Annotated in this window: 20 protein-coding genes and 1 pseudogene; 18 read left to right on the top strand and 3 right to left on the bottom strand. The window is 47.2% G+C overall.

What is annotated here, in order from left to right; all coding sequences use genetic code 11:
- The first annotated feature begins 124 nt into the window (after positions 1 to 124).
- Both B3G15_RS03390 and B3G15_RS03385 read left to right on the top strand, forming a co-directional pair.
- The gene (locus B3G15_RS03390) at positions 125 to 688 is read left to right on the top strand and encodes a DedA family protein (protein ID WP_050676927.1); all 564 of its coding nucleotides are present in this window, start codon (positions 125 to 127) and stop codon (positions 686 to 688) included.
- 13 nt (positions 689 to 701) lie between these two features.
- Positions 702 to 1,331 carry an HAD family hydrolase gene (locus B3G15_RS03385; RefSeq protein ID WP_064300333.1) on the top strand — a complete coding sequence of 210 codons (630 nt, stop codon included), beginning with the start codon at positions 702 to 704 and terminating at the stop codon, positions 1,329 to 1,331.
- A gap of 86 nt (positions 1,332 to 1,417) precedes the next feature.
- Here the strand turns inward: B3G15_RS03385 and B3G15_RS03380 are convergent, their stop codons facing one another.
- A complete protein-coding gene (locus tag B3G15_RS03380; protein ID WP_290715668.1) occupies positions 1,418 to 2,476 on the bottom strand; it encodes a PTS transporter subunit IIC in 1,059 nt (352 codons plus the stop codon).
- Positions 2,477 to 2,664: 188 nt separating this feature from the next.
- Between B3G15_RS03380 and B3G15_RS03375 the strand changes: the two genes are divergently transcribed.
- The gene (locus tag B3G15_RS03375; protein WP_290715665.1) at positions 2,665 to 3,660 is read left to right on the top strand and encodes an NADP-dependent oxidoreductase; all 996 of its coding nucleotides are present in this window, start codon (positions 2,665 to 2,667) and stop codon (positions 3,658 to 3,660) included.
- 58 nt (positions 3,661 to 3,718) lie between these two features.
- Here B3G15_RS03375 and B3G15_RS03370 read toward each other — a convergent pair whose 3' ends face one another.
- A complete protein-coding gene (locus B3G15_RS03370; RefSeq protein WP_167507528.1) occupies positions 3,719 to 3,883 on the bottom strand; it encodes a hypothetical protein in 165 nt (54 codons plus the stop codon).
- Positions 3,884 to 4,170: 287 nt separating this feature from the next.
- On the opposite strand from B3G15_RS03370, the gene B3G15_RS03365 reads away from it, so the two are divergent.
- The 13 genes and pseudogenes from B3G15_RS03365 (at position 4,171) to pulA (ending at position 21,719) form a co-directional block, all read left to right on the top strand.
- On the top strand, positions 4,171 to 6,795 hold the full coding sequence (locus B3G15_RS03365) for a glycosyltransferase (protein WP_290715656.1): 2,625 nt from the start codon (positions 4,171 to 4,173) through the stop codon (positions 6,793 to 6,795).
- Positions 6,792 to 7,796: a class I SAM-dependent methyltransferase gene (locus tag B3G15_RS03360; protein ID WP_290715653.1), complete on the top strand. Its 1,005-nt coding sequence runs from the start codon at positions 6,792 to 6,794 to the stop codon at positions 7,794 to 7,796. The genes B3G15_RS03365 and B3G15_RS03360 overlap by 4 nt, the downstream gene beginning before the upstream one ends.
- On the top strand, positions 7,691 to 9,007 hold the full coding sequence (locus B3G15_RS03355; RefSeq protein ID WP_290715650.1) for a glycosyltransferase family 4 protein: 1,317 nt from the start codon (positions 7,691 to 7,693) through the stop codon (positions 9,005 to 9,007). Before B3G15_RS03360 ends, B3G15_RS03355 begins: the two co-directional genes overlap by 106 nt.
- Positions 9,004 to 10,257: a glycosyltransferase family 4 protein gene (locus B3G15_RS03350; RefSeq protein WP_214857062.1), complete on the top strand. Its 1,254-nt coding sequence runs from the start codon at positions 9,004 to 9,006 to the stop codon at positions 10,255 to 10,257. Before B3G15_RS03355 ends, B3G15_RS03350 begins: the two co-directional genes overlap by 4 nt.
- A 278-nt stretch (positions 10,258 to 10,535) precedes the next feature.
- On the top strand, positions 10,536 to 11,828 hold the full coding sequence (locus B3G15_RS03345; protein WP_149426934.1) for a nucleotide sugar dehydrogenase: 1,293 nt from the start codon (positions 10,536 to 10,538) through the stop codon (positions 11,826 to 11,828).
- Positions 11,825 to 12,625, top strand: a complete 801-nt coding sequence (locus B3G15_RS03340) for an ABC transporter permease (protein ID WP_023467468.1) — start codon at positions 11,825 to 11,827, stop codon at positions 12,623 to 12,625. The genes B3G15_RS03345 and B3G15_RS03340 overlap by 4 nt, the downstream gene beginning before the upstream one ends.
- 11 nt (positions 12,626 to 12,636) lie before the next feature.
- Positions 12,637 to 13,377 (top strand): annotated as a pseudogene (gene tagH / locus B3G15_RS03335) (teichoic acids export ABC transporter ATP-binding subunit TagH); the annotation flags it as partial.
- Between the two features lie 112 nt (positions 13,378 to 13,489).
- The gene (wecB, locus tag B3G15_RS03330) at positions 13,490 to 14,590 is read left to right on the top strand and encodes a non-hydrolyzing UDP-N-acetylglucosamine 2-epimerase (RefSeq protein WP_290715638.1); all 1,101 of its coding nucleotides are present in this window, start codon (positions 13,490 to 13,492) and stop codon (positions 14,588 to 14,590) included.
- The gene (locus tag B3G15_RS03325) at positions 14,587 to 15,072 is read left to right on the top strand and encodes a hypothetical protein (protein WP_290715635.1); all 486 of its coding nucleotides are present in this window, start codon (positions 14,587 to 14,589) and stop codon (positions 15,070 to 15,072) included. Before wecB ends, B3G15_RS03325 begins: the two co-directional genes overlap by 4 nt.
- Complete coding sequence (locus B3G15_RS03320) at positions 15,062 to 16,450, top strand: MBOAT family O-acyltransferase (RefSeq protein ID WP_290715632.1); 1,389 nt, start codon at positions 15,062 to 15,064, stop codon at positions 16,448 to 16,450. The genes B3G15_RS03325 and B3G15_RS03320 overlap by 11 nt, the downstream gene beginning before the upstream one ends.
- Before the next feature lie 15 nt (positions 16,451 to 16,465).
- Positions 16,466 to 17,641 carry a DHHW family protein gene (locus B3G15_RS03315; protein WP_290715628.1) on the top strand — a complete coding sequence of 392 codons (1,176 nt, stop codon included), beginning with the start codon at positions 16,466 to 16,468 and terminating at the stop codon, positions 17,639 to 17,641.
- A 25-nt stretch (positions 17,642 to 17,666) separates the two neighbouring features.
- Entirely contained in the window at positions 17,667 to 18,581 is a 915-nt protein-coding gene (locus B3G15_RS03310) for an LCP family protein (protein WP_290715625.1), read from the top strand.
- 225 nt (positions 18,582 to 18,806) lie between these two features.
- Positions 18,807 to 21,719 (top strand): type I pullulanase, encoded by a 2,913-nt coding sequence (pulA, locus tag B3G15_RS03305; protein WP_290715621.1) that lies wholly within the window; start codon positions 18,807 to 18,809, stop codon positions 21,717 to 21,719.
- A gap of 68 nt (positions 21,720 to 21,787) precedes the next feature.
- Here the strand turns inward: pulA and B3G15_RS03300 are convergent, their stop codons facing one another.
- The gene (locus B3G15_RS03300) at positions 21,788 to 23,047 is read right to left on the bottom strand and encodes a dicarboxylate/amino acid:cation symporter (protein ID WP_064300322.1); all 1,260 of its coding nucleotides are present in this window, start codon (positions 23,045 to 23,047) and stop codon (positions 21,788 to 21,790) included.
- A gap of 313 nt (positions 23,048 to 23,360) precedes the next feature.
- Here B3G15_RS03300 and rpsU point away from each other — a divergent pair, with 313 nt between their 5' ends.
- On the top strand, positions 23,361 to 23,534 hold the full coding sequence (gene rpsU, locus B3G15_RS03295) for a 30S ribosomal protein S21 (RefSeq protein WP_012369719.1): 174 nt from the start codon (positions 23,361 to 23,363) through the stop codon (positions 23,532 to 23,534).
- Positions 23,535 to 23,555: 21 nt separating this feature from the next.
- Positions 23,556 to 24,002 (top strand): GatB/YqeY domain-containing protein, encoded by a 447-nt coding sequence (locus tag B3G15_RS03290; RefSeq protein ID WP_023467485.1) that lies wholly within the window; start codon positions 23,556 to 23,558, stop codon positions 24,000 to 24,002.
- The last annotated feature ends 74 nt before the right edge of the window (positions 24,003 to 24,076 follow it).

Raw genomic sequence — 24,076 nt, 5'->3', positions numbered from 1 at the left:
TAATGATCCGAGCGACTTCACTATGAGAAGTCGCTCTTCTTTGTCTACGGAGAGCCGTTTCCTGTACGCCTTCTTGAAAGTTCGATACACTAGAAATAGTTGGTAAAGAGAGAGGGGGGCGAAGATGGGACACCAGTGGATGGAATCATACGGTTATATCGGGATCATGATGACGCTCATGTTTCCATTCATACCGAGCGAAGTACCGCTCGCGTATGCCGGATATCTCGTGCATACCGCACAGGCGAATCTTTTATTCATGTTGTTCCTCGCTGTAGTGAGCTTCGTCATTAGTCAGAACCTCTTCTTTACGATTGGTCAGTTCGGGAGTGAACGGTTATTGAATCGTTTATTCAAATGGTTTCGGATTTCGGAAACAAAAATGCTTCAGTTTCAGACACAAATGGAGACAAAGGGACGCTATATCCTTCTTCTGTCTCCGATGTGGCGCATCGGATTTGCGATTGGTGCCGGTCTGACTGGTGTTTCACGCTGGACGTTTACCGTCGTGACGACGATTTCCTTTTTCCTTTGGTCGGCGATTTTCATTTGGGGCGGGAAAGCCGTCGGACATGAATGGCGAAAATTGCACCACCTCAATCATCCAATAGTTTGGATTGGTTTAGGCGTGTTGATTACGGTTGGCTACTTGATTCAAAAAAAGAGAAAAGCAAAAAAAGAGATCTAAAAGGAGTGGGAACATGGCAATTATCTTATTCGATATTGACGGTACATTGATTGATTCAACGGAACAGATGACAGAAGCAATCCATCGAGCGATGGAGGACATGCCGCATCTTCCAAAACCTTCTCAATCGAGTGTACAAGCGAGCTATGGTTTGGCGGGAAGTGCCTTTTGGCGTAAGGCGATTCCGGAAGCCTCAGAAGAGGATATTCGGTTGATTCGTAAAAAAAGACATGGTCATCTAGAAGCGACGATGGCAGAACAGAACGTCTTGTTCGACGGAATTCGATCTTTATTAGAAGCGCTAGTTTCCGCTGGACATACCATTTCAACAGCGAGTAATTGTGGCAACCACTATCTAAACCTTGTGCTGGATAGCCAGAGAATTCGTTCATTCTTCACGAGTCCGAAATGCTTAGAATCCGTCAACGGGAAAGAAAAAGCGGATATCTTACGAGCTCACCGTGAGGAGTTTGGGGAAGCAATATACTGGATGATTGGGGATCGGTCTTCCGATGTCGAAGCGGCCCGTAAGGAAAACATGCCGGTCGTCTTATGCCAGTATGGTTTTGGGACACAATCCGAGTGGGATTCGGCGGACCATGTCATCGAGACACCGCTTGACTTACTGACAGTGATCAAATAAATGCACAAAAAAGCCAAGTTCGATCCGTCGATTTTTTAGACGGTCGGCTTGGCTTTTTTTGTGATGAAAGAACGCTAACGATGAACTTACTCAAAATCCAGTCGGTATGGCTCTGCACTCATCCATGGACGGAATCTCCGGAAGAGCAGATGGAACAACAGACAAAGAATGACGGGCAAGACGATGAATAATCCGAGAACGAATGTCATGTTGAACAATGTCCAGCCCCCTGACATCAGATGTAACGCATTGATCGGACCGATTAGACCAGACATCCCGAAGCCGGCACTAAACGGCGTACCTTGGACGCCGAGCATTCCTGCTAGTGCGCCAAGGATAGCAGCACTACACATGACAGGTAGGATCATCAATGGATTACGTATGAAGTTCGCCATCTGGATTTTAGGAGAACCAAGAAAATGAGCAATCGACGTTCCGCGTGAATTCGCTTGCCACCCGGCAATCGCAAGACCGAATCCAGCGGCACAGACGCCTAGATTCGCAGCTCCGGCGGCAACACCGGATAAACTGATGGCTGTCGCAATGCCGACCGTTGAAAGCGGAGAAACGATAAGTACGGAAAAAGTAATCGCAATTAGAATACCCATCAAGACAGGTTGAAGTGCCGTAAAGTCTGAAATGACATGTCCGATCGCTGTCGTGATCCGTGTCACGAACGGGTACGTTAACACACCGATCCCACCGGCACCGACAATCAAAATCGTTGGCATGACAAGTACCGTATACGTCTTGAAACGCTCACCGATCAATAAGACGATTGCTGTCGCAACAGCTGCCGTCAGACCAGCATTGATGACGTCGCCCGTACCGACGAAGACGAAGGTCGCATCTGCACGGGTCGCAACACCTGAGCCAACGACCGTCGCGAGTCCAATCGACGTGGTCGCAATCGGTGTCACTTTAAATTGCATGGCTACGGCAACACCAATCACCATCGGCAAAAGGCGCATCGCGAGTGTGGTGGCATCTAAAACATGTTGGGCTCCGGATACGTATGGCAACAATGCCTTAGCGAGTTCACCGAGTAGTGCTCCTGGGATAAGGGCAACGAGAATTCCGATACTAAGTCCGTTTAAAATATGAACGGCAAATTGACGCGGCTGGCACAAAATAGATGAATCCATACAAGTCCTCTCCTTATGTAACGCTTTTGTGCATAACAGTATAAAAGTTATGAATTGTTTTTTATCTTACGGCAAGAACAGAAGGACGTCAAGAAAAAGTTAGAAAATTCCAAACGAGCAAAGGATTCGTCTTTCAGAAACGGAATTGTTACAGTGAAGAAGTACATTGAATGAGGAGGTCATGAATCATGTCAGAACAACGTATCGTATTAGCAGCACGACCAAACGGAAAGCCAACAGGGGAAACATTCCGCTATGAATCATTTGAGTTAGCAGAGCTGAAGGAAGGACAAGTCGCACTAGAGTCACTCTATATCTCGGTCGATCCATATATGCGGGGGCGTATGAACGATGCGCGTTCTTATTCGCAACCATTTGAGATTGATGAACCGATTCACGGAGGTGTCGTAGCGCGTGTCATCGAGTCTAAAAGTGAAGGGCTCAAGTCTGGTGATGTCGTCGTCGGGATGCTCGATTGGGCAACAAAAGCAGTCGTCGATGCGAAAACCGTTCGTAAAATCGATGAGCAGATCGCACCTATTTCAACAGCACTCGGTGTTCTCGGAATGACAGGGATGACAGCGTATTTCGGATTGCTTGATATCGGGAATCCACAACCAGGGGAAACGGTCGTCGTATCGGCAGCAGCAGGGGCTGTTGGATCGATCGTTGGTCAAATCGCTAAAATCAAAGGAGCACGTGCCGTCGGAATCGCAGGAAGTGACGAAAAGCTACAACACTTAAAAGCAGATCTTGGTTTTGACGAAGTCATCAACTATAAAACGGAAGACATCCGGGAAGCATTGGACCGGACATGTCCAGACGGGATCGATGTCTATTTTGAAAACGTCGGCGGAGAGATTGGTGATGCAGTCCTTGATCGACTCAATCCATTCGCGCGGGTACCAGTCTGCGGTGCCATTTCTGGATATAACGCACAACAGGACATTGGTCCACGTGTTCAATCGAAATTAATCATCGCGCGCGCGCGCATGCAAGGTTTCTTAGTGGGCGACTATGGAAAACGTTTTAAAGAGGCAGCTGAGCAACTTGGTCAATGGGTTAGTGAAGGGAAGTTGCAATACGAAGAGACGATCTTTGAAGGATTCGATCGTGTACCAGATGCGTTCCTTGGCTTGTTCGATGGTTCGAACACAGGGAAACTACTAGTAAAAGTTAAGTGAACATGCCAAAAGAGGTTGCGGAATCATTTCCGCAACCTCTTTTTCTATGGCATGAGATTCACGAATTTTTTCGATCGCGCTCGAGCTCTTCTGGATCAGGATCCGGATGCTGTGTTTCCGCAGGCTTGATGCCGGGATCTGATGTCTCAGCTGGATCAGGATCCGGGTGAAGACCAACGTCTGCCTTTTCATCTGGTAAATCATGATTTTTTTCGTTTAACATGTCCAGTCATCTCCTTTTATCAGTACGTAGTAATGTTTCCCCGTTTTTTAAATCCAAAACAATGAGAGTGCATAGGATTCGTTTTTGAAAACATGTGAATGACTTCCACGGACAAGAAAGCGAAACTGGTCGATTTCCTAGGAAATACAGGTTGACTGAACTGGAATGTAAGGAAAATCCAAAAAAGCTTCACTAAGTCTTTACAAAAACCTTGCAAGTCCTTCAAGTAGCCTTTGAACTGCTTCCGTAGACTAAGAAAGAGTTGAAAAGAGGAAGGGTGTTTACGTGTGAGTGATCAAAAATGGAAACGACAAATCATGAAACAACTGAACTGGGTCCGCGAAGAGAAAAAACGGCTTACGAGCGCGACGACCGCAAGTAAAGATGCACTCGAAAAACTCCGTCAGTTAGACGTCTTGCGACTGCCGACGGTTCGAACTTCTAATAATACGACGACACGTTATCGACAAAATAGCCAAGCATCACTGCTGAATCAATTGGATGTCTCGGAGATTCCGGTCCGGACGACGACGCGTTACTATGAAAAGCGACCAATCGAGATGGCAATCGTCTGCTCGGAATTCATGTATGCCTATTATGAAGATGCCGTTCATCTCCACTACGTCAATGCGCATACATTCGAAGAAGTCTTCGAGCGTGAGATTGATCTCTTTTTAGTCGTTTCCTCATGGAAGGGGTTACGAGGAGACGATTGGAAAGGTGTCGCCACACCGAATTCAAAGAAACGCCAACGACTGCTTTCGATGATGCAGGAAGTCAAAGCCAAAGGAATTCCAGTCGTCTTTCAATCGACGGAAGATCCGAGCAATCATGAACGGTTTCAAGACGTGGCGCAAGCTGCCGATTATGTCCTGACTTCAGATGAGGCGATGATTCCTGAATACCGCGTCTTATGTGGTCATGATCGGATCATGGCGATGCCGTTTGGTGTCAATCCATTGATTCACAATCCGATCGGAGCGACACGTAGCCGAAAGAAAGGCGTTTTATTTGCCGGTAGCTGGATGGCGAAATATCCGGAGCGCGTGAAAGATACGGAGATGTTGTTTGATGGGGTGATGCAATCCTCGCACGAACTCGATATCGTGGACCGGAATTATCATCTCGACTTACCAGCCTATCAGTTTCCGGAGCGCTATCAATCACGGGTCGCACCAGCGATTCCTTATGATGCTTTACAACAAGTCAGTAAATGTTACGACTGGGTCTTGAACCTGAATAGCATCAAATACAGTAAAACGATGTGTGCTCGTCGCGTCTATGAATCGCAAGCACTCGGGAATTTGATCCTGTCGAATTACAGTATCGCCGTCAACAACGAGTTTCCGAATATCTTCACCGTGCATGACGCACAGGAGGCGACGGCGATCGTAGAACGTACGTCGCAAGAAGAAATCGAACGATTGCGAGCAGAAGGACTTCGTGCCGTCATGACGGAACATACAGTCTTCGAACGGATGGATCAGATCCTAGCGTTCATTGGACGAGTACCTGAGACACGGGAACATCGCTTATTAGTCGTTGTCGCTCAAGACGGGGAAGCCATTCGTAACGCAATCGATCGCCAAAGTCTCACACCAGACGAAATCGTCTCAGCGGATACGTTGACGGAGCAAACCTATGATCAAGCGGATCTCGTAGCTTGGATGGATGGACAGGAATCTTACGGCGAATATTATTTAGAGGACCTCGTGAATGGCTTTAAATATAGCGATGCCAGCATCGTCCGAAAGGGAAGCGAGCATCCGTATCATGTACAAGAGATGAGCGGTAGCCGAAACGGTGCGATCGTTTGGCGGTCAGCTATCGGATATGACATGTTCCAGGCAGATGAACTGAACGGAAAAACACTGTTGCTCGATCAATTTGAGTGGAACGAGCAGACGGTAGTTCCGACGAATCAGACCCCGCAACTGTCGGTCGTCGTTCCGATCTATAACAATGGGAAACACCTCACGTATAAATGTTTCGCCAGTCTAACGCGGATGGATCGATTCATGGATTCGGAGATTTTACTCGTAGATGATGGATCGACGGACATAGCGACACGTCAAGCCGTAGAGCGTCTCGCGCGACGCTATGGAAATGTCAGAACTTATTTCTTCGAGACAGGCGGAAGCGGTAGTGCTTCACGTCCGCGTAACAAGGGAGTCGAGATGGCACGAGCTGACTATGTGACGTTCCTTGATCCGGATAACGAGGTACTCAGTGATCGATATGCCTTTTTGCTTCAAGAACTAGAAAAAGATCCATCACTTGATTTTGTAGCAGGGCATATGAAAAAGCTTGCCGAGAAGACGAGCATCATCGCCTTGCCAACGATTCGTAAACAAGGACGAACGGTTTGTGAGGATCCGAAAGCTTTTCTATTGAAACATCGGTTTGCGGTACAAAGCATTCAAGCACTCGTCGTCCGTCGTACCTTCCTGCTCGAGCATCAATTGGAACAAGTCGTCGGTGCGGTCGGTCAGGACTCCTTGTTCTTCCAAGAATTGATGCTTCGCGCGAACCGTGTCTTACTCGTCAATCGAGTCATCCATTATTATTACGCAGCAGTTGCAGGGTCAACCGTGAATGCATTGACGGTGAAGTTCTTTGAACGAAGTGTCGTCCGAGAACGGGCACGAGCTGAGAAATTCGCTCGCTATGGAGTGCTAGAGGAATACAAGGAAACTCGATTCGAGCATTTCTTTGAGCATTGGTATCTTGTCAAGTTACGCTACTGCAGTGATAAGGACTTTGCACCGAGTGTCGCATTACTACGCACGATCATCGGATTCTATGAACCAATCACGTTGACGAACCCGTTGATTCGTCGATTCATGGAGCTTGCAGATCGACAGGAGACGGATCGACTTCAACACTTACTACTCGAGGAGGTGCAAAAATGACGGCATCGATGAAAACAGCACGCCCCAAGGATCAAATCCGAGCTGCCTACTACGATCAGTTAGGCGGTGGATTCGGTAAAAAAGTCCGCGCGCGTGTTCACTGGATCGTTCGACAAGCAAAAGGAGAGCACATTTTAGATATTGGTTGTTCGGGTGGAGTCGTCCCGATTTTGCTCGGACGCGAAGGGAAACATGTCATCGGGATCGATGTGTTATCAGAAGCGATCATCGAGGCCAAACAAGCGTTACTTGAAGAACCGGCATCCGTAAAAGAAAAAGTGGAATTACATGAAGCAAATGTCATGACGTACACACCTGACATTCAATTCGATACAGTCTTGATGACGGAAGTACTGGAACATATCGGGGAGCCAGAGCGCTTTATCGCCCGTGCCGTCTCGTTCATCGCACCAGAAGGACGACTCGTCATCACAGTCCCATTTGGAGTGAACGATTATGCGGATCACAAACGGACGTATTATTTAAATCGACTGCTTGAACAGTTGACACCCTTCGGTAAGATCGAGACGATCGAGCGGATTGACAAGTGGCTTGGGATCACGATTCAAGTCTATCCGGAACCTCGATCCGGTCGATCGATTCTACCGGCGGAAGTCGAATGGCTTGAAGACGCCTTTGAAGAGGTGGAACGATTGCATCTCGCGACGATCATTGATTTAAAACGCAAGCAACAGAATCTAGAACGAAAAGTACAACGGTTAGGGGAACAAACGGACCAATTGGAACACGCTCAAGTCGAATTGCTACGTCATGAACAGCAACTACAGGAACAGCGTGAACAGTACAAGATGCTCGAAGAACAATATGCCGTACTGCTTGATCGATTCGAAGGATCATTGGTGACAAATCTGGAATTGCTGGAGGCGAATGCATCATGGAAATCAAAATACCGCTCACTCGCGCGATCAAAGCTCGGAAAAATCGTCGTCCGCTACTGGAAGTTCCGACGTCAACTCAAGCAGCGCCGGAGTCGTCGATGAACGTCTTGATGATTTGTCAAAATTTCTATCCGGAAATCGGGAGTGCGGCAAACCGAATGAAGAATATCTTCAAGCGGATGGAACAAGCGGGAAGTGACGTCCATGTGTTGACGTCAGAACCGCTCTATCCGACGGCAGAACTTTATACGGACTCGATGTTCTGGGATGAACCGAGCCTCGATACGGCACATGTAACCCGTATCCAACCGCGTGACGTCCGGGCGACGAATAATTTATGGCGGCGTCTTCGCTTGTTCGTGGAACAATTCGTGCTCGCGGTAAAAGAGGTGCGATATGACCCGAAATCCTATGCCTACATCTATGCGACGACGCCATCCATCTTCATGGGGCTCGTCGGGGTCGTCGCGAAACATGTCAAAAAGGCTCCTTTGATTCTCGATGTACGTGATTTATGGCCGGAATCGTTGATTGGCGTCGGAATCACGAAATCGCGTCTCTTATTGACTCCGCTCTACTGGCTTGAAAAGTGGATGTATCGTCAGGCAGATCAATTGGTCATCAACAGTGAGGGGTTTCGATCGTATATTGAAGGGCGGGGCATTGCACCGGAAAAAATTCATTACATCCCAAACTCCATCGAGGAAAATGAGTGGTTGATCAAACGCCGAAAAGTATCGGAACAAGTGCGCGTCGTGTATACAGGGAATATCGGACTCGCACAAGATGTGTTCTTGTTGCTTGACGTCGCACAGGAACTTCAACAAGAACGGGATATCTGCTTTCAAGTCGTTGGTTACGGCTATCACAAGCAAACGTTCGAACGACTCGTCAAGGAACGTGGATTGACGAATATCGAGTTTCTTGACGCAATGCCACGCTGGGATGCGTTGAAACAACTCGCGAAGAGTGACATCGCCTTTGCGACACTCGTCGAGAGTACAGCGTTCGATACAGTGACACCAGGCAAAATCATCGACTACATGGCGATGGGCTGTGCCATCGTCGGTGCGGTATCCGGTCATGCGGCGCATGTCATCGAAGAAGCAGGAGCCGGTTATGTGTCTGTCCAGCGGAAAAAAGAGGAGATCGTTGATCATATTCTCGAGTTATCACGAAATCCAGAGAAACGTGCAGCGATGGGACGGGCGGGTGTGGATTACGTCCAACGCCATTTCGATTGGGAACAAAATGAACAGCGCTTGTTTGAAGCCATCGAACAAACGCAGTCACGAAAGGCGGTCGCAGAATGAAGCGCATTGGAATGTTTGTTTGGAATCCGTTTACGAATGATGCCCGTGTCTTACGTGAATGTACGGCACTTGTCGAAGCAGGACACCGCGTGGACCTATACTGCTTAAATGACGGAACATTTCCAGAAGTCGAATACCCGATGTCTGGGTTTCGCGTCATTCGAATCGACCGGACGCCACCTTTTGCGAGGTGGCTCCCGTTCTTTCGCAAACGGAAAAAACGGACCCTTGTTATCGGATTGATGGGTGCGCTTCTTGCGCCATGGCTTATTCCCGTGATGCTCGTGCTCTTTTTACTCATGCGAAGTCGATTCATCCGTTACGCCCTATATAACAGTTTCGGCATTCTTCGTATGACACGTACTGCCCGGAAGCATGATTATGACGTCATGCATGCGAACGATGTCAATACGTTACCACAAGCGATTGGGGCGGCGCGTGGTGCACAAATCGTCTATGACTCGCATGAAGTCCAGACCGATCGGACAGGATACGGAAGCATGCAAGGGAAATTAGAACGCTGGTTGCTTCGATTCGTCGACCAGACAATCGTTGAAAATGACACGCGTGCAGATTATCATCAAAAATTATATGGAACCCGACCATCCGTCTTGCACAATTATCCGTTTTACGAACCGATTATTCCGCAACCGCGACCGTTACGCGAAGAGTTAGCACTCGCACCAGACGAGCCGATTTTGTTGTATCAAGGCGGGATCCAGGAAGGACGTGGACTGGAGCGACTCATTGAAGCGATGCCGTTCATCGATCGAGGAACACTTATTTTCGTTGGAGATGGAAAGTTAAAAGGGAAACTGATGCAACTGGCCACGCAATCATCGGAAAAGTCTCGTATCCGCTTCATTGATAAGGTTCCGCTTGCTGAACTACCCAGTTACACGGCAGCGGCGACGGTCGGCTTTCAAGTCCTCCAGAACGTTTGCTTCAATCATTATTCCGCTTCTTCGAATAAACTATTCGAATACATGGCGGCGTTGATTCCTGTCATCGCGGCCGACTTACCAGAAATCCGTCGTGTCGTCGAAACAGAAGGAGTTGGATTAATCGTCGATGTCGAATCACCGCAGAGTATCGCCGAGGCGGTCAATCGTCTAGTGAAGGATGAGAACTTGCGACGGGCGATGCAGGAACGAGCAAGCGTAGCAAGGAGACAATACAACTGGGAGCAAGAAAAAGGTCGACTTCTTGCTGTCTATGACTCGATTTTCATGGAATCTGGCGCAAAATAAGAAAAATAGTCAACGACTCGAAGGGAAATCCACGTGCAATGAAGGCGGATTCCTGACGAGTCGTTTTGTTTCATTCGAATAGACACGAAGGATTCGCGAAAGCTTCATAAGATTTACAAAAACGATAGAAAACACTGGAAATGTAAGGTCTGTGAAGAATGGTTTAAGAGATGGTTAGAAGCATTGGAAAGCAAAGGAAATGTCGTTATGGTCTAGTTACAGCCAAGCCACAGATCGTTCGTTGGCTAGTATGACTAACTCGATGGAGGAATGACAAAATGAAACTTTGCACAATAGGACTAGGATATATTGGATTACCTTCTTCTGCGATGTTCGCGGATCATGGCACGGAAGTCGTAGGTGTCGACATCGATCCACAAATCGTCAATCTTCTGAACACGGGAACGATTCATATTGAAGAACCAGGACTCGAGGATGTCATCAAACGGGTCGTCGCGAACGGAAAATTCCGAGCGACACTTACGCCAGAACGAGCCGATGTCTTCTTAATCGCCGTTCCAACTCCTAACTTAAACGATACGTATAAATCATGTGATTTGAAATATGTTATTTCAGCGGTTAACAATATGCTGCCATTCCTTGAAAAAGGGAATGTCGTTATCGTCGAATCGACGATTGCACCACGTACGATGGATGACCATGTTCGTCCATTGATTGAAGAAGCCGGCTTTACGATTGGTGAAGACGTCTATGTCGTCCATTGCCCAGAGCGTGTCTTACCAGGACAAATCTTACATGAACTTATCCATAATAACCGCATCGTCGGTGGGTTGACGCCAGCGTGTGCGGAAGCAGGAGCTGCCGTCTACGAAACATTCGTTCAAGGTGAGATTGTCCGGACCGATGCCAAAACAGCCGAAATGTCGAAGTTGATGGAGAATACGTTCCGCGATGTCAACATTGCTCTTGCAAATGAATTAACGCAAGTATGTCATCAGCTAGAGATCAACGTCTTAGATGTAATCGAGATGGCGAACATGCATCCACGTGTGAACTTGCATCATCCGGGACCGGGAGTCGGTGGTCACTGTCTCGCAGTGGATCCGTACTTCATCGTCGCAAAAGCCCCATCGCTTGCTCGCATCATTCATACGGCACGACAAACGAACGTTCAGATGCCACAATTCGTTGCCGAACAAGCAGCGCGTCTCGTCGGTTCGCGTGTCCGTCCAAAAATCGCCGTCTTTGGTGTCACGTATAAAGGAAACGTCGACGACATGCGCGAGAGTCCAGCTGTCGAAGTCATTGAACAATTACTCGACCGTGGACTTGACGTCGCTGTCTGTGATCCGCACGTCGAACGCTCGATCTCGACACGTTTCGAACTCGTTGATGAGTTGGAAGCGATTCAAGGCGCTGATCTAGCGCTTGTCTTGGTCGATCATGATGAATTCAAACAATTCGATTCACGTCGTCTCGCAAACTACATGCGGACACCATTGCTCTTCGATACGAAAGGGATCGTCAAAGCGCTCGACGCTGTCAAAGTCCTGAACTTCGGTAATTTGCATACGCACCGCGTGACGGAAGTGGATGCGAAAGCGATATGAACGCGTTACGAACGATTGGGGGAGAGTTGAAGGATCATCTATACCTGATCTTTCGACTCTCGCTTTATGAAACAAAGAGTCAATATAGCATGCAATACCTGGGTTGGTTTTGGGAGATCATGACGCCACTACTCCAAATCGGTGTCTACTGGGTCGTATTCGGCTTCGGGATTCGTGGTGGGCATCCAGTCGATGGAATTCCGTTCGTTTTTTGGCTCGTCAGTGGATTGATTGCTTGGTTCTTCATCGGCAGTACGATTCCAAGTGGTTCCCGGTCGATTTATGGTCGGGTCGCCCTCGTCTCGAAGATGCATTTTCCATTGAGTACGATTCCGGCGTATGTCATTTTGGCACAATTCTACCGTCATCTCGCGATGATTGCTTTGACGATCATTTTAGGGTGTGCCTTCGGTTACTTCCCGGGATGGCATACGTTTGAACTCCTATATATCGTACCGGCGGGCGTCGTATTCCTCTATGCGGTTTCCTTATTGTTATCCGCACTTGCGACGATGATTCGAGATGTGCAAAACATGGTGACATCTGCGATTCGCATGCTGATGTATTTAACACCAATCATGTGGATTCCGCCAGATCACTCGTTATTCAAGATGTTGTTGATGTTAAACCCACTCGTTTATTTGATTGAGGGATATCGGTCCGCACTCATCGGAACGGGTTATCTGCTCGATCATATGTGGTACGGCGTGTATTTCTGGTGTATGACGCTCGCAATCTTACTTGTTGGAGCATCGATTCACATTCGATTCCGACGCTATTTCATCGATTACGTATAGGAGGGAGAACGATGGGTCATGTCGTGTTTGAGAATGTATCGAAACGGTACATGCTCTATGCCCGACCGATCGACAAGCTAAAAGAAGTGTTGTTCGGTAAGGTGAATGGAAAATCGTTCTATGCTCTGAAGAACGTCTCCTTTTCTGTGGAAGAGGGAGAAATCGTCGGTGTCGTTGGCATCAACGGAAGTGGGAAATCGACACTATCGCATCTGCTTGCTAACGTGACACCACCGACGTACGGTCGGGTTACATTGGGTGGAAAGTCAGCATTGATTGCTATCTCTAGTGGATTGAATAGTCAACTGACGGGGCGAGATAACATTGAATTAAAAGGGCTGATGATGGGCTTGACGAAACGACAAATCGAGACGATTACTCCAGAAATTTTAGAGTTCGCTGATATTGGGGAGTTCATCGATCAGCCGGTCAAGACATATTCGAGCGGCATGCGAGCTCGAATTGGTTTTGCGATCTCGATTCATATTAATCCAGATATCTTGATCATCGACGAAGCACTCTCAGTCGGAGACCAAACGTTTACCGAAAAGTGCCTCGATAAGATGCGTGAATTCCGCGATCAAGGGAAAACGATTTTTTTCGTCAGTCATTCGCTCAGCCAGGTAAAGAGTTTCTGTACAAAAATCCTTTGGTTGGAATACGGGGAAGTACGTCTATTTGGTCCGACGAACGAAACGTTGGCTGAATACAATAAATATCTATATTGGTACAAACAGTTATCAAAAAAGCAAGCCTCCCATTACGTAGCTAAGAAACGAACGGAACGGATCGGTTCCGTGGATCAGCAAATGATGGGCGAGACGATTGAACAATCGTCATGAAATGAGATAGGGGATGAAGTAAATGAAACGTGTCATGCTTGTATTCGGAACACGACCAGAGGCGATCAAAATGGCGCCGGTCGTCAAAGCACTTGAAAATCGTCAGGACGTCGAACCAATCGTCGTCGTTACAGCACAACACCGAGAGATGCTCGATCAGGTCCTTGAACTGTTCGAGATCACTCCGGACCATGACTTGGATTTGATGCGTCCGCGTCAGACGTTAGAGGAAATGACGGCGCGTATTTTAAACGCGATGCGTCGCGTCCTCGAAAAGGAACAGCCGGATCTCGTCCTTGTCCATGGGGATACGACGACGACGTTCGCTGCTTCTTTAGCGGCGTTCTATCAACAGATTCCAGTCGGTCATGTGGAAGCAGGATTACGGACATATGAAAAGTATGCGCCGTTCCCAGAAGAGATGAATCGTCAATTGACAGGTGTGTTGGCGGATTATCATTTTGCACCGACTGAACAGGCCGCAATGAACTTACGTGCTGAGAACAAGCAGACGCCAATCATCGTAACCGGTAATACGGTCATCGATGCGTTGAAGACGACTGTATCACCGACATATACACATCCTGTCCTATCGCGCCTAGAGAAGTCGGGACGAAAACTCGTTCTTTTGACGGTTCATCGCCGTGAGAATCATTTACAACTGGCAACGATTTTTGATGCAATCGAGCGACTAGCGAACGAACATCCAGAAGTCGAAATCGTCTATCCGGTTCATCCGAATCCGGTCGTACTAGAGGCGGCAGCTCGCTTGGAGCATCATCCGCGGATTCAATTGATCGAACCACTTGATGTATTTGACTTCCATAATCTTGCGGCTCGGGCATCCTTCATTCTGACTGACTCAGGTGGGATTCAAGAGGAAGCACCTTCGCTCGGCGTGCCTGTTCTTGTCTTACGAGAGACGACAGAACGTCCAGAGGGGGTCGAAGCTGGAACGTTGAAGCTCGTCGGAACGAACCCAGAGATGATTTATACGATGAGTCATCAATTGTTGACGGATCAGGTGTTCTATCAATCGATGGCACAAGCGGCGAATCCTTATGGCGATGGACAGGCAGCAGAGCGAATCGTCGATGCCATCATGAGTGAGGTACCTGTATGAGTCAACGTATTCCTCCAGCGATTTATCAGTTCTTTCCATTCGGAACGCAGGAAAAAATCTTGCTTGAGGATGCTGCAGATGGTGTCTATTTTGATTTTCAAGAAGCGACGGCAGACGACAAATTGTACATTCAGTTGTTTGATCAAGGATTTCAACATCCTCCTTCAAAGTTGTACCGGTCAGACGCCACGATTACAGGAGACATCATCGAGATGACCTGTCATTTCGAAGTCGATGCACCATGTGTCGTTCAGTTATTCAAGATGCAGTATGGACAGAAAAAACGGATGGGATCGGAAACGGAAACCGTCACATTGACGAATGAGACAGTCGTTCATGTACAGATGAAACGAGTACCAGGAGCGAAGTATTTCAAGGTGGCATGGAAGTTCTTGCAAGAGGGGAGCTTCCGGGTCCATCTCCGGGACATTCAGATTGTGCAACATGTCACGGCAGGGGAGGAAGCGACGTATGCTATTTAGTTCGACGATATTCTTATTTCTGTTCTTACCGACTGTGTTGATCGTCTATTACCTACTCCCCCGCAGCTTCCGAAATGGCTGGTTATTAGTGACGAGTCTATTCTTTTATGCATTCGGAGAACCGCGTTTTGCATTGCTGATGCTACTGAGCGTCACAATCAACTACTTCTTCGCCTTGTTCGTCGATCTGTATCGACACCGAATCGGCGTCAAGTGGATCATGTTCAGTATGATCGCAGTCAATCTGGGGTTACTCGGCTGGTTCAAGTACAGCGGATTTTTTGTTCGTTCAGTCAACGAGACATTCGGATTAGGATGGTTCGTACCAGAGGTCGTCTTGCCACTCGGAATCTCGTTCTATACGTTTCATGCGATGAGTTATGTCATCGACATCTACAAAGGGAAGGAAGCGGTGCAAAAGAATCCGCTTGACCTCGCCCTTTATATCGCGTTCTTTCCCCAACTCGTCGCGGGTCCGATCGTTCGCTATAACACGATTGCGAGCCAAATCGAGTCACGAGAAGAGACGGTTTCCGATTTTGCCCGAGGGGTTCGTCGGTTTACGATCGGCTTAGCTAAAAAACTGATTCTTGCCAATGGATGTGGTCAGGTCGCGAATGCCATCTTCAATATGAAAGATCTTTCGATGGGGCTTGCTTGGATCGGGATCATCGCCTACGCCTTACAAATCTATTTCGATTTTTCGGGATACAGTGATATGGCGATTGGACTAGCTTTGATGTTCGGATTTCATTTTCTTGAGAATTTTAACTATCCCTACATTTCAAAGTCTGTTTCTGAATTTTGGCGTCGTTGGCATATTTCGCTCGGATCGTGGTTCCGGGATTATGTCTACATCCCGCTTGGTGGAAATCGTGTCTCACCGTGGTTACAGTATCGCAACTTAGCAATTGTCTGGATGCTGACAGGTCTTTGGCATGGTGCGAGTTGGACGTTCGTCGCGTGGGGAGCGTATTACGGAATCTGGATCATGCTCGAGAAAGCATTTCTCGGGAAATGGTTGGAGAAAATGCCAGTCTTCTCGACCGTTTGGACACTCGTACTTGTGTTGGTCGGTTGGGTATTCTTCCGTTCCGAGACGTTCCCGGAAGCCGTTACGTACATTCAAGCGATGTTCGTACCAGATGTGATCTGGGATGAACGCGCGAGCTACCAGCTTGTCCAAAATGGTGTTCTACTGCTTGTCGCGTGCATCGCAGCGACACCGATTCCGAAAATCATCGGAGAGCGATTAGTTGTGTCACTCGGAAGAATTGGTACGACGATGCAGTATGGATATGCGATGTTGCTACTATTTTTGGCGACATCAGCACTTGTTGCAAGTACGTTTAACCCATTCATCTATTTCCGCTTCTAAAAAGGAGGTCTACTGATGGCACAGCCACTTGAAACAGAAAATAAGCAGGGACAAAAACGGACGACTTCTTTTGAACGGATCATGATGTGGGTGACGACGATTAGTTTTTTACTCATCTTGTTAACGATTGGTGTCGGAACGATCGTCCGAGAGGATCGTGTGCGTTCCCAGTTAGAAAATCGTACACTCGCACAATCGGTCGATCCGACGATCGAAGGAATCGCGACTGGAAAAGACATGCTGAAGATGGAGACGTATTTCACGGACCAACTACTTTTGCGAGGGACGTTCGTTGAGATGCAGGCGCTACTATCGAAGGATGTCTTCAGACAGCCTTTTCGTAATGGAATCTATACAGCTAAAAATGGCTATATGATCGAACCGAGTGCCTCGACTCAAGTCCAGATTCCAAACGCGTTTCAGCAATTCGTGCAAGAAGTCGATCGACCCGTCTATATGGCGCTAGCTCCATCGAAGACGGTCATTGCTGAACGCGATCAGTTGATCCCATCGTATGTTGCTTCGAATGCACGGACACGTTACGCAGGAATGATTCGTGACTTCAAGGCTGCGGGGATGACGAATTTGTCACTTGATCAATTAAAACTAACGGACTACTTCAAGACGGACCATCACTGGAATATCGACGGAGCAGCGTCAGCATACCAGACGATTACGAAGGGGATGGGATTGCAACCGGTCACACCATCAAAAGCAGATCGTAAAGAGGATGAGCATGCCTATTATGGTTCATTAGCGCGAAAGACGACGCTTGCGTACGCGACGTCCGGTGATCAGTTAGCTTATTATGGACCAGCATTCTTTAAAGGGATCGATGTCTGTTACGACGGGGCATGCGATCGTCCAATCATTGATGAATCCTTCGTTCAGCAGGAGGGAGATTACGTCGATCGGTATGAAGTATTCTTGCGCGGGAATCACGGCATCATGTCGATGAAAGAGCAAACGAAGAATGATCGACCAACGATTCTCGTCTTAAAGGATTCATTCGCGAATCCTGTCTTACCGTTCCTTGCTAAAAGTGCCAATCTGGAAGTCGTCGACGTTCGTTATGTGCCAAAATCATTCGACGTCTCGCAGTTCGCTAAACAAAAACAAGTCGACTCCGTGTTGTTCTTGCATAACTCGAACATTGCTGGATTGATGAAGACGTATGAAAACACACTATGAAGGAGTTCATGATATGAGATCCCGAATGGCGAAAAGAAAACCGCGTCTTGTTTGGCGCGTATTGAGTGCGCTCCTACTAGGGTTCGTTCTGATTGCTAATACATCAGCTGGTTTAGCTTTTTTAAAAGTGAAGCAAACGGCAGATGCATTCTTAACACCGTTAGATGGAGAGCAGCCGAAGCCACTCGAATCGATGAAGCCGGTCAATGTCTTGTTACTTGGTGTGGATGAACGGAAAAATGATAAGGGACGTGCCGATGCCATCATGCTTCTTTCATTCAATCCAAAAACAAGACAAGCGACTTCCCTGTCTATTCCAAGAGATATGCAGGTAACCGTGCCGTCTGGCGAAAAGACTAAGATCAATCATACCTATGCCTATGGGGGTGTGAAAGAGACAGTCGAAACGGTGGAGCAGACGTTTGAGACCGATATTCCTTATTATGCGAAGATCAACATGGATGGATTGATTGAGTTGGTCGATGCTGTTGGGGGTGTCACGGTCGACAATCCATCTGCCTTCAGTTGGAACGACCGCCGTCTTCAAAAGGAGTATGAGAAAGGGAAAATTCATCTGACGGGTCTTGAAGCGAGTGGTTACGCACGTATGCGAAAGCAAGATCCACTCGGCGATATGGGTCGACAAATTCGTCAGCGTCAAGTGCTAGAAGCCGTCGGAATGAAGCTTGCTGGACCACAGTTGTTGACGCAACTCGAAAAGATTACGGACGTTATGAAAAACAACTTTACGACGAATATCGGACTTGATGTCGCAGCGCAGCTAGCGCAGGAGAATCAGCGTGGGTTCGAACAATTGAAGCCGCTGAAAATTGATGGAGAAGGATATATCGCAAGTGATGGTGTCTGGTATTTCTTTGCATCGGACGAATCAATGGAACAGACGAAGCAGACGATCGCTACACTTCTCGCACGATCGTAAGCCATAAATAGTATTACCATCAAACAAACCAGGATGAGCGTCTCTAGCACATGATTGTGGAGACGCTTTTTCCTGTTTTTCTCTAAAGTAACATCGCTCTTTTTGAAAAAAAGTGCTTGGTTCAAAAGTCTTATTTTCGATCAAACCGATGAAATAGGCTTTGACAGGACTTGTAAACGGATGCAAAATGAAAACGATTACATACCAAAAGGAGATGGCTACCGTATGAAACGCATGAGATTCGTTTGTATCGTTGCGCTAACGTTTGCACTGATATTTAGTGGACTCTCTTTATCCGGTCAAGCACTGGAAAAAGGGAAGTCGACATTGGTCATCATTCACTACAAGGAAGACCCAAATGCCACAAAGGATTGGAATCTGTGGTTATGGGCAAATGGTCCGGATTATTTTCCGAATAAAGCTCACGCTTTTAACGGCGAGGATGCTTACGGGAAAATCGCAGCTTATGAATTTCCAGTTGATCAGCCGGAAAAAATCGGCTTCATCGTTCGAGATGATAACTGGAACAAGGATGGGGGATCTGAAAATGATCGCTTCATCACGAAAGATATGATTAAAAATGGTGTTGCTGAAATCTGGATCGAGTCGGGAAGTAAGAACATCTCGACAGTCAATCCAAGCAATGGAGCAGATGTCGAAAATATCGATACGAACATCCACTATTACCGGTATGACAATGATTATGACAAGTATGGTGTCTGGTCTTGGCCGGAAGAGCAAGATGGCAAGCGATTCGAGTTCGACAAGCAAGATGAGTTTGGTGCCGTTGCCAAAGTAACACTCGATAATCCGACGAAAGCACGTCTTGCAGGCGTCATTCCGCATCTTGAAGGATGGTCGGAAAAAGACGGAGCTGATCGTTTCTTTTATGCAGGGGCGAAAGACATCTGGTTGATTGAAGGAGATCAGACGGTATACTACAGCAAACCGGAAATTGATCGCACACCGAAAATCACAAGCTTTTTAGCAGATGACTTCCGGACGATGACATTAAAAACGAATGCACCGCTGACGGAAGAAGACTTAAAGGCATTTACGTTTGAAGGCGTGACGAATCCAGTCGTGTCAGCAATCGATGCCAAAACGGTAAAAGTCGAAGTCACTTCAGATATCGATTTAGCAAAAGTCGTCCGAGCATCTCATCCTGTTTTTGGAGAAGCAATTCTTGAAGCAGGTAAAGTGCTCCGTTCGAAAGCATTCGACCAAAAGTATGCCTACGATGGAAAACTCGGTGTCGACTATCAAAAATCGAAGACGACGTTTAAAGTCTGGGCACCGACAGCACAAGCGGTCGAGCTCGAATTGTATCGCTTACCAAAACAAGAAGCTGCTACGACAAAAGATATCACGCGTGAAATCAAGATGGAACGAACGGATCGTGGTGTGTATCAAGTGACGGTCAAGGGTGATCTTGACGGTGTCGGATACACATACGAAGTCAAACACGCCAAAGAATCGACGCGTGCTGTTGATCCGTATGCGACAGCAGTCGCCGTCAATGGCGACCAAGGTGTCGTCGTCGACTTACGCGAGACGGATCCAAAACGCTGGACGAATGGGAAAATGCCACTTCGCCATGCGACAGACGCGATCATCTATGAATCACACGTCCGTGATTTATCGATGTTTGATGTGACGAATTCAGGTTACGATTCAGGCATCAAACAAAAAGGGAAGTACCTTGGCGTCATCGAGCCAGGTACGCGTTTGACGAAGGATGGTAAGAAAACGAAGACGAAGACAGGGCTTGATCATCTGAAGGAACTTGGCATCACGCACGTTCAGTTCATTCCAGTCTATGATTTCAACACAGCATCCGTCGATGAGACGAACCCGCTTAAATCGTACAACTGGGGTTATGATCCGAAGAACTATAACGCACCAGAAGGATCGTATGCGACAAACGCCTATGATCCAAAAGTCCGAATCACAGAAATGAAACAGATGATTCAAGGGCTACATGACAATGGACTTCGTGCTGTCATGGATGTCGTTTACAACCACATGTTTGACGCAAAAGCATCAAACCTTGATAAAATCGTTCCTGGTTATTACTACCGTTATACAGAAGGCGGCGATTTAGCAAACGGAACGGGTGTCGGAAACGATACAGCATCTGAGCGTCAAATGATGCACAAATTGATCGTTGACTCTGTCTCATATTGGGCGAAAGAATACCACTGGGACGGATTCCGCTTTGACTTAATGGGCATTCACGACGTCAAGACGATGAATGCTGTTAAACAGGCGACAAAACGAATTGACCCGTCGATTCTCGTATTCGGAGAAGGGTGGAGCCTTGGAACACCGCTTCCGGATGCAGATAAGGCCAACCAAACGAATACAAAACAAATGCCAGGAATCGGACATTTCAATGACAATCTACGCGATGCGCTCAAAGGTAGCGTCTTCATCGATTCAGATGCTGGTTTCATTAACGGAACAACCGGTCTTGAAACGCGCATCAAACGCGGAATCGTCGGAGAGATTGCTTATGACAAAGAGATTCAAGGATTTACGCAAGAACCAGATCAAGCCATCACTTACGTTGAAGCCCATGATAACCATACGCTTTGGGATAAGTTAAACCTGACGAATCCACAAGACAATGACGCAACGAAGACAAAGATGCATCGTTTGGCTTCAAGTATCTTGTTGACGTCACAAGGAACGACGTTCATCCATGCGGGGCAGGACTTCATGCGGACGAAGGGCGGAGACCATAACTCGTATAAATCACCGGATTCTGTCAACCAGCTCGACTGGAAACGGAAGATGGACCGTCAACAAGACGTTGATTATATGACAGGATTGATCGAGTTACGTAAAAAGAATCCAGTACTTCATTTAGCAACAGCAAAAGACATTCGTCGTTACCTGACGTTTGAAACAGCACCGGCACAAGTCATCGCTTATCGATTAGATGATGCTGCGCCACAACAAAAGGATGATCTCTACGTCATTCATAATGCGAATCGGACAGCAGTCGATATGAAGTTACCGACAGGGAAATGGAAGTTGCTTGTAGACGGTAAACAAGCAGGAACCAAAGCAATCCGTAAAGTATCAGGTACGGTTCGTGTCGAAGGACTTAGCTCATTCGTCTTATCGAAATAAGTGAACAGATAAAAAAGGACGTTCCGCAGTTGGCGGAACGTCCTTTTCGTCAGTCGAGAAACGTGCAATCAAGCGTAACGCTCATCCGTTTCTTCGTTCTCTTCTTCTTTCAGATTACCTTCTTCCGATTTCGAGACGATGACGGCACATGCTGCGTCACCAGTGATGTTGACGGCTGTCCGCATCATATCAAGAAGACGATCGACACCGATGATTAAAGCGATCCCTTCGACCGGTAGATTGACCGATTGAAGAACCATCGTCAACATGACGAGACCGACACCCGGTACACCGGCTGTACCGACTGAGGCAAGAACAGCTGTCAGGACGACAGTCGCAAGTTGACCTGGCGTCAAATCTACAGCGTAGACTTGCGCGATGAAGACAGTCGCGACACCTTGCATGATTGCTGTTCCATCCATATTGATCGTCGCACCAAGAGGTTGGACGAAACTTGAGACGGAACGCGGAACCTTCAACTCTTTTTGAGCCGTTTGCATCGCGACAGGAAGTGTTGCGTTCGATGAAGACGTCGAGAAAGCAAACAACATGACAGGTGCGAACTTCTTAAAGAAGAAGAACGGGTTCATCTTCCCGAGTAACGAAACAGTCGAACCGTATGTGAATAAAGAATGAACGACTAACGCTAGAACAACGACGAGCATATAGAAGAACATTGCTTTTAACGATTCCCAACCTTGTGAACCGACTGCTGATGCGATCAAAGCAAACGCTCCAAGCGGAGCCATCTTCATGACGAGTGTGATGAGGTACGTCATCAATTCGTTTCCTTGTTCGACGAATGTCCGTAACGTCGAGACTTTTTTACCGAGGAATGTGATTCCAAAACCGACGAACACACTGAAGACGATGATTTGCAACATGTTGCCTTCTGCCATCGAGGTGATCGGGTTCGTCGGGAACATACCGACGATTGTGTTGATCAAACTCGTATCGGGAAGACTTCCACTATCGTATTCAAGGTTATTTGTAGAGAAGCTTCCGAGAGTACCCGGTTTAATCAGTAATGACAAACCGAGAGCAATGACAATCGCGACAGCCGTCGTCGTCATGAAGTAGCCGATTGCCTTTCCGCCGACACGACCAAGCTCTTTTGGATTCCCGAGCCCCATGACACCGAGAGTGATCGAGAAGAAAACGATCGGTACGACGAGCATCTTAATCAGGTTCAGGAAGATTGTCCCGATGGGCTGTAAAGCATATTTATTCAATCCCTCATAAATCGACTTATCCGGTAAGGTTGCAAGAATGATTCCGAGGATCACCCCGAGAATCAATCCCCAGATGATGCGCTTTGCTTCTTTCATAAGTGATGTCACACTCCTTTATTTGATAATTGTCTATATTTTGACACATCATCACCCATTTTGACAAAACATTTTAAAAAATACATGATAACGCTTACAAAAAAGTTTCTGGATTTTGATACAGGAATGACTAGATTTTGTTGTCAAACGGATGCAACCATGAGAGGATAGAAAAGAACAAAAAGGAACAGCGTAGGGTATAGAAAAGTCGCTAGAATCAACTGTTGACCAAATTGTATATTCCTACTATAATGTTGTATGACGTGTCTGACACGTTTCCTTTAGTCGGTAATATCGGAGGGAGGGAAAACTAGTGGAAACTCGTGTACGTAAAAATGAATCACTTGAAGACGCACTTCGTCGCTTCAAACGTGGTGTTTCAAAAGATGGTACGCTTGCAGAAGTTCGTAAACGTAAACACTACGAAAAGCCAAGTGTAAAACGTAAGCTTAAATCGGAGGCTGCGCGTAAGCGTAAGAAGTTCTAACGTTAGAGAGGGTGTATCCTCATGAGTCTTCAGGAGCGTTTGACAGCGGATATGAAAGAAGCCATGCGTCTACGTGAAAAAGATCGTCTTACGACGATTCGGATGGTGAAATCATCGCTGCAAAATGAAACGATCAAACTCGGTAAGCAAGAATTGACGGACGAGGAAGAATTAACGATTCTTTCACGTGAAATGAAGCAGCGCAACGACTCCCTCCGAGAATTCGAAAGCGCTGGTCGTCACGATCTCGTCGAGAAAATTCAAGCAGAGATTGTCGTGCTCGAAGCTTATATGCCAAAACAGCTTTCCGAGGAAGAAGTACAGGAAATCGTCGACGCAGCTATTGCGCAGACGGGCGCCTCTGCTCCTTCAGATATGGGGAAAGTAATGGGTATCGTCATGCCACAGCTTAAAGGCAAGGCAGACGGTGCATTAATTAATCGACTCGTCAAACAACGGCTCGCTTAATACATCGAAAAGGTGTCCTTCGGGGCACCTTTTTTGTCGTTCCTGTCACAATTAAAAGTTTCTTGATGAATTCA

The sequence above is a fragment of the Exiguobacterium sp. UBA1053 genome (genome assembly GCF_002316465.1).
Classification (GTDB): Bacteria; Bacillota; Bacilli; order Exiguobacteriales; family Exiguobacteriaceae; genus Exiguobacterium_A; species Exiguobacterium_A abrahamii.
This window is presented reverse-complemented; position numbering and strand designations above follow the sequence as displayed.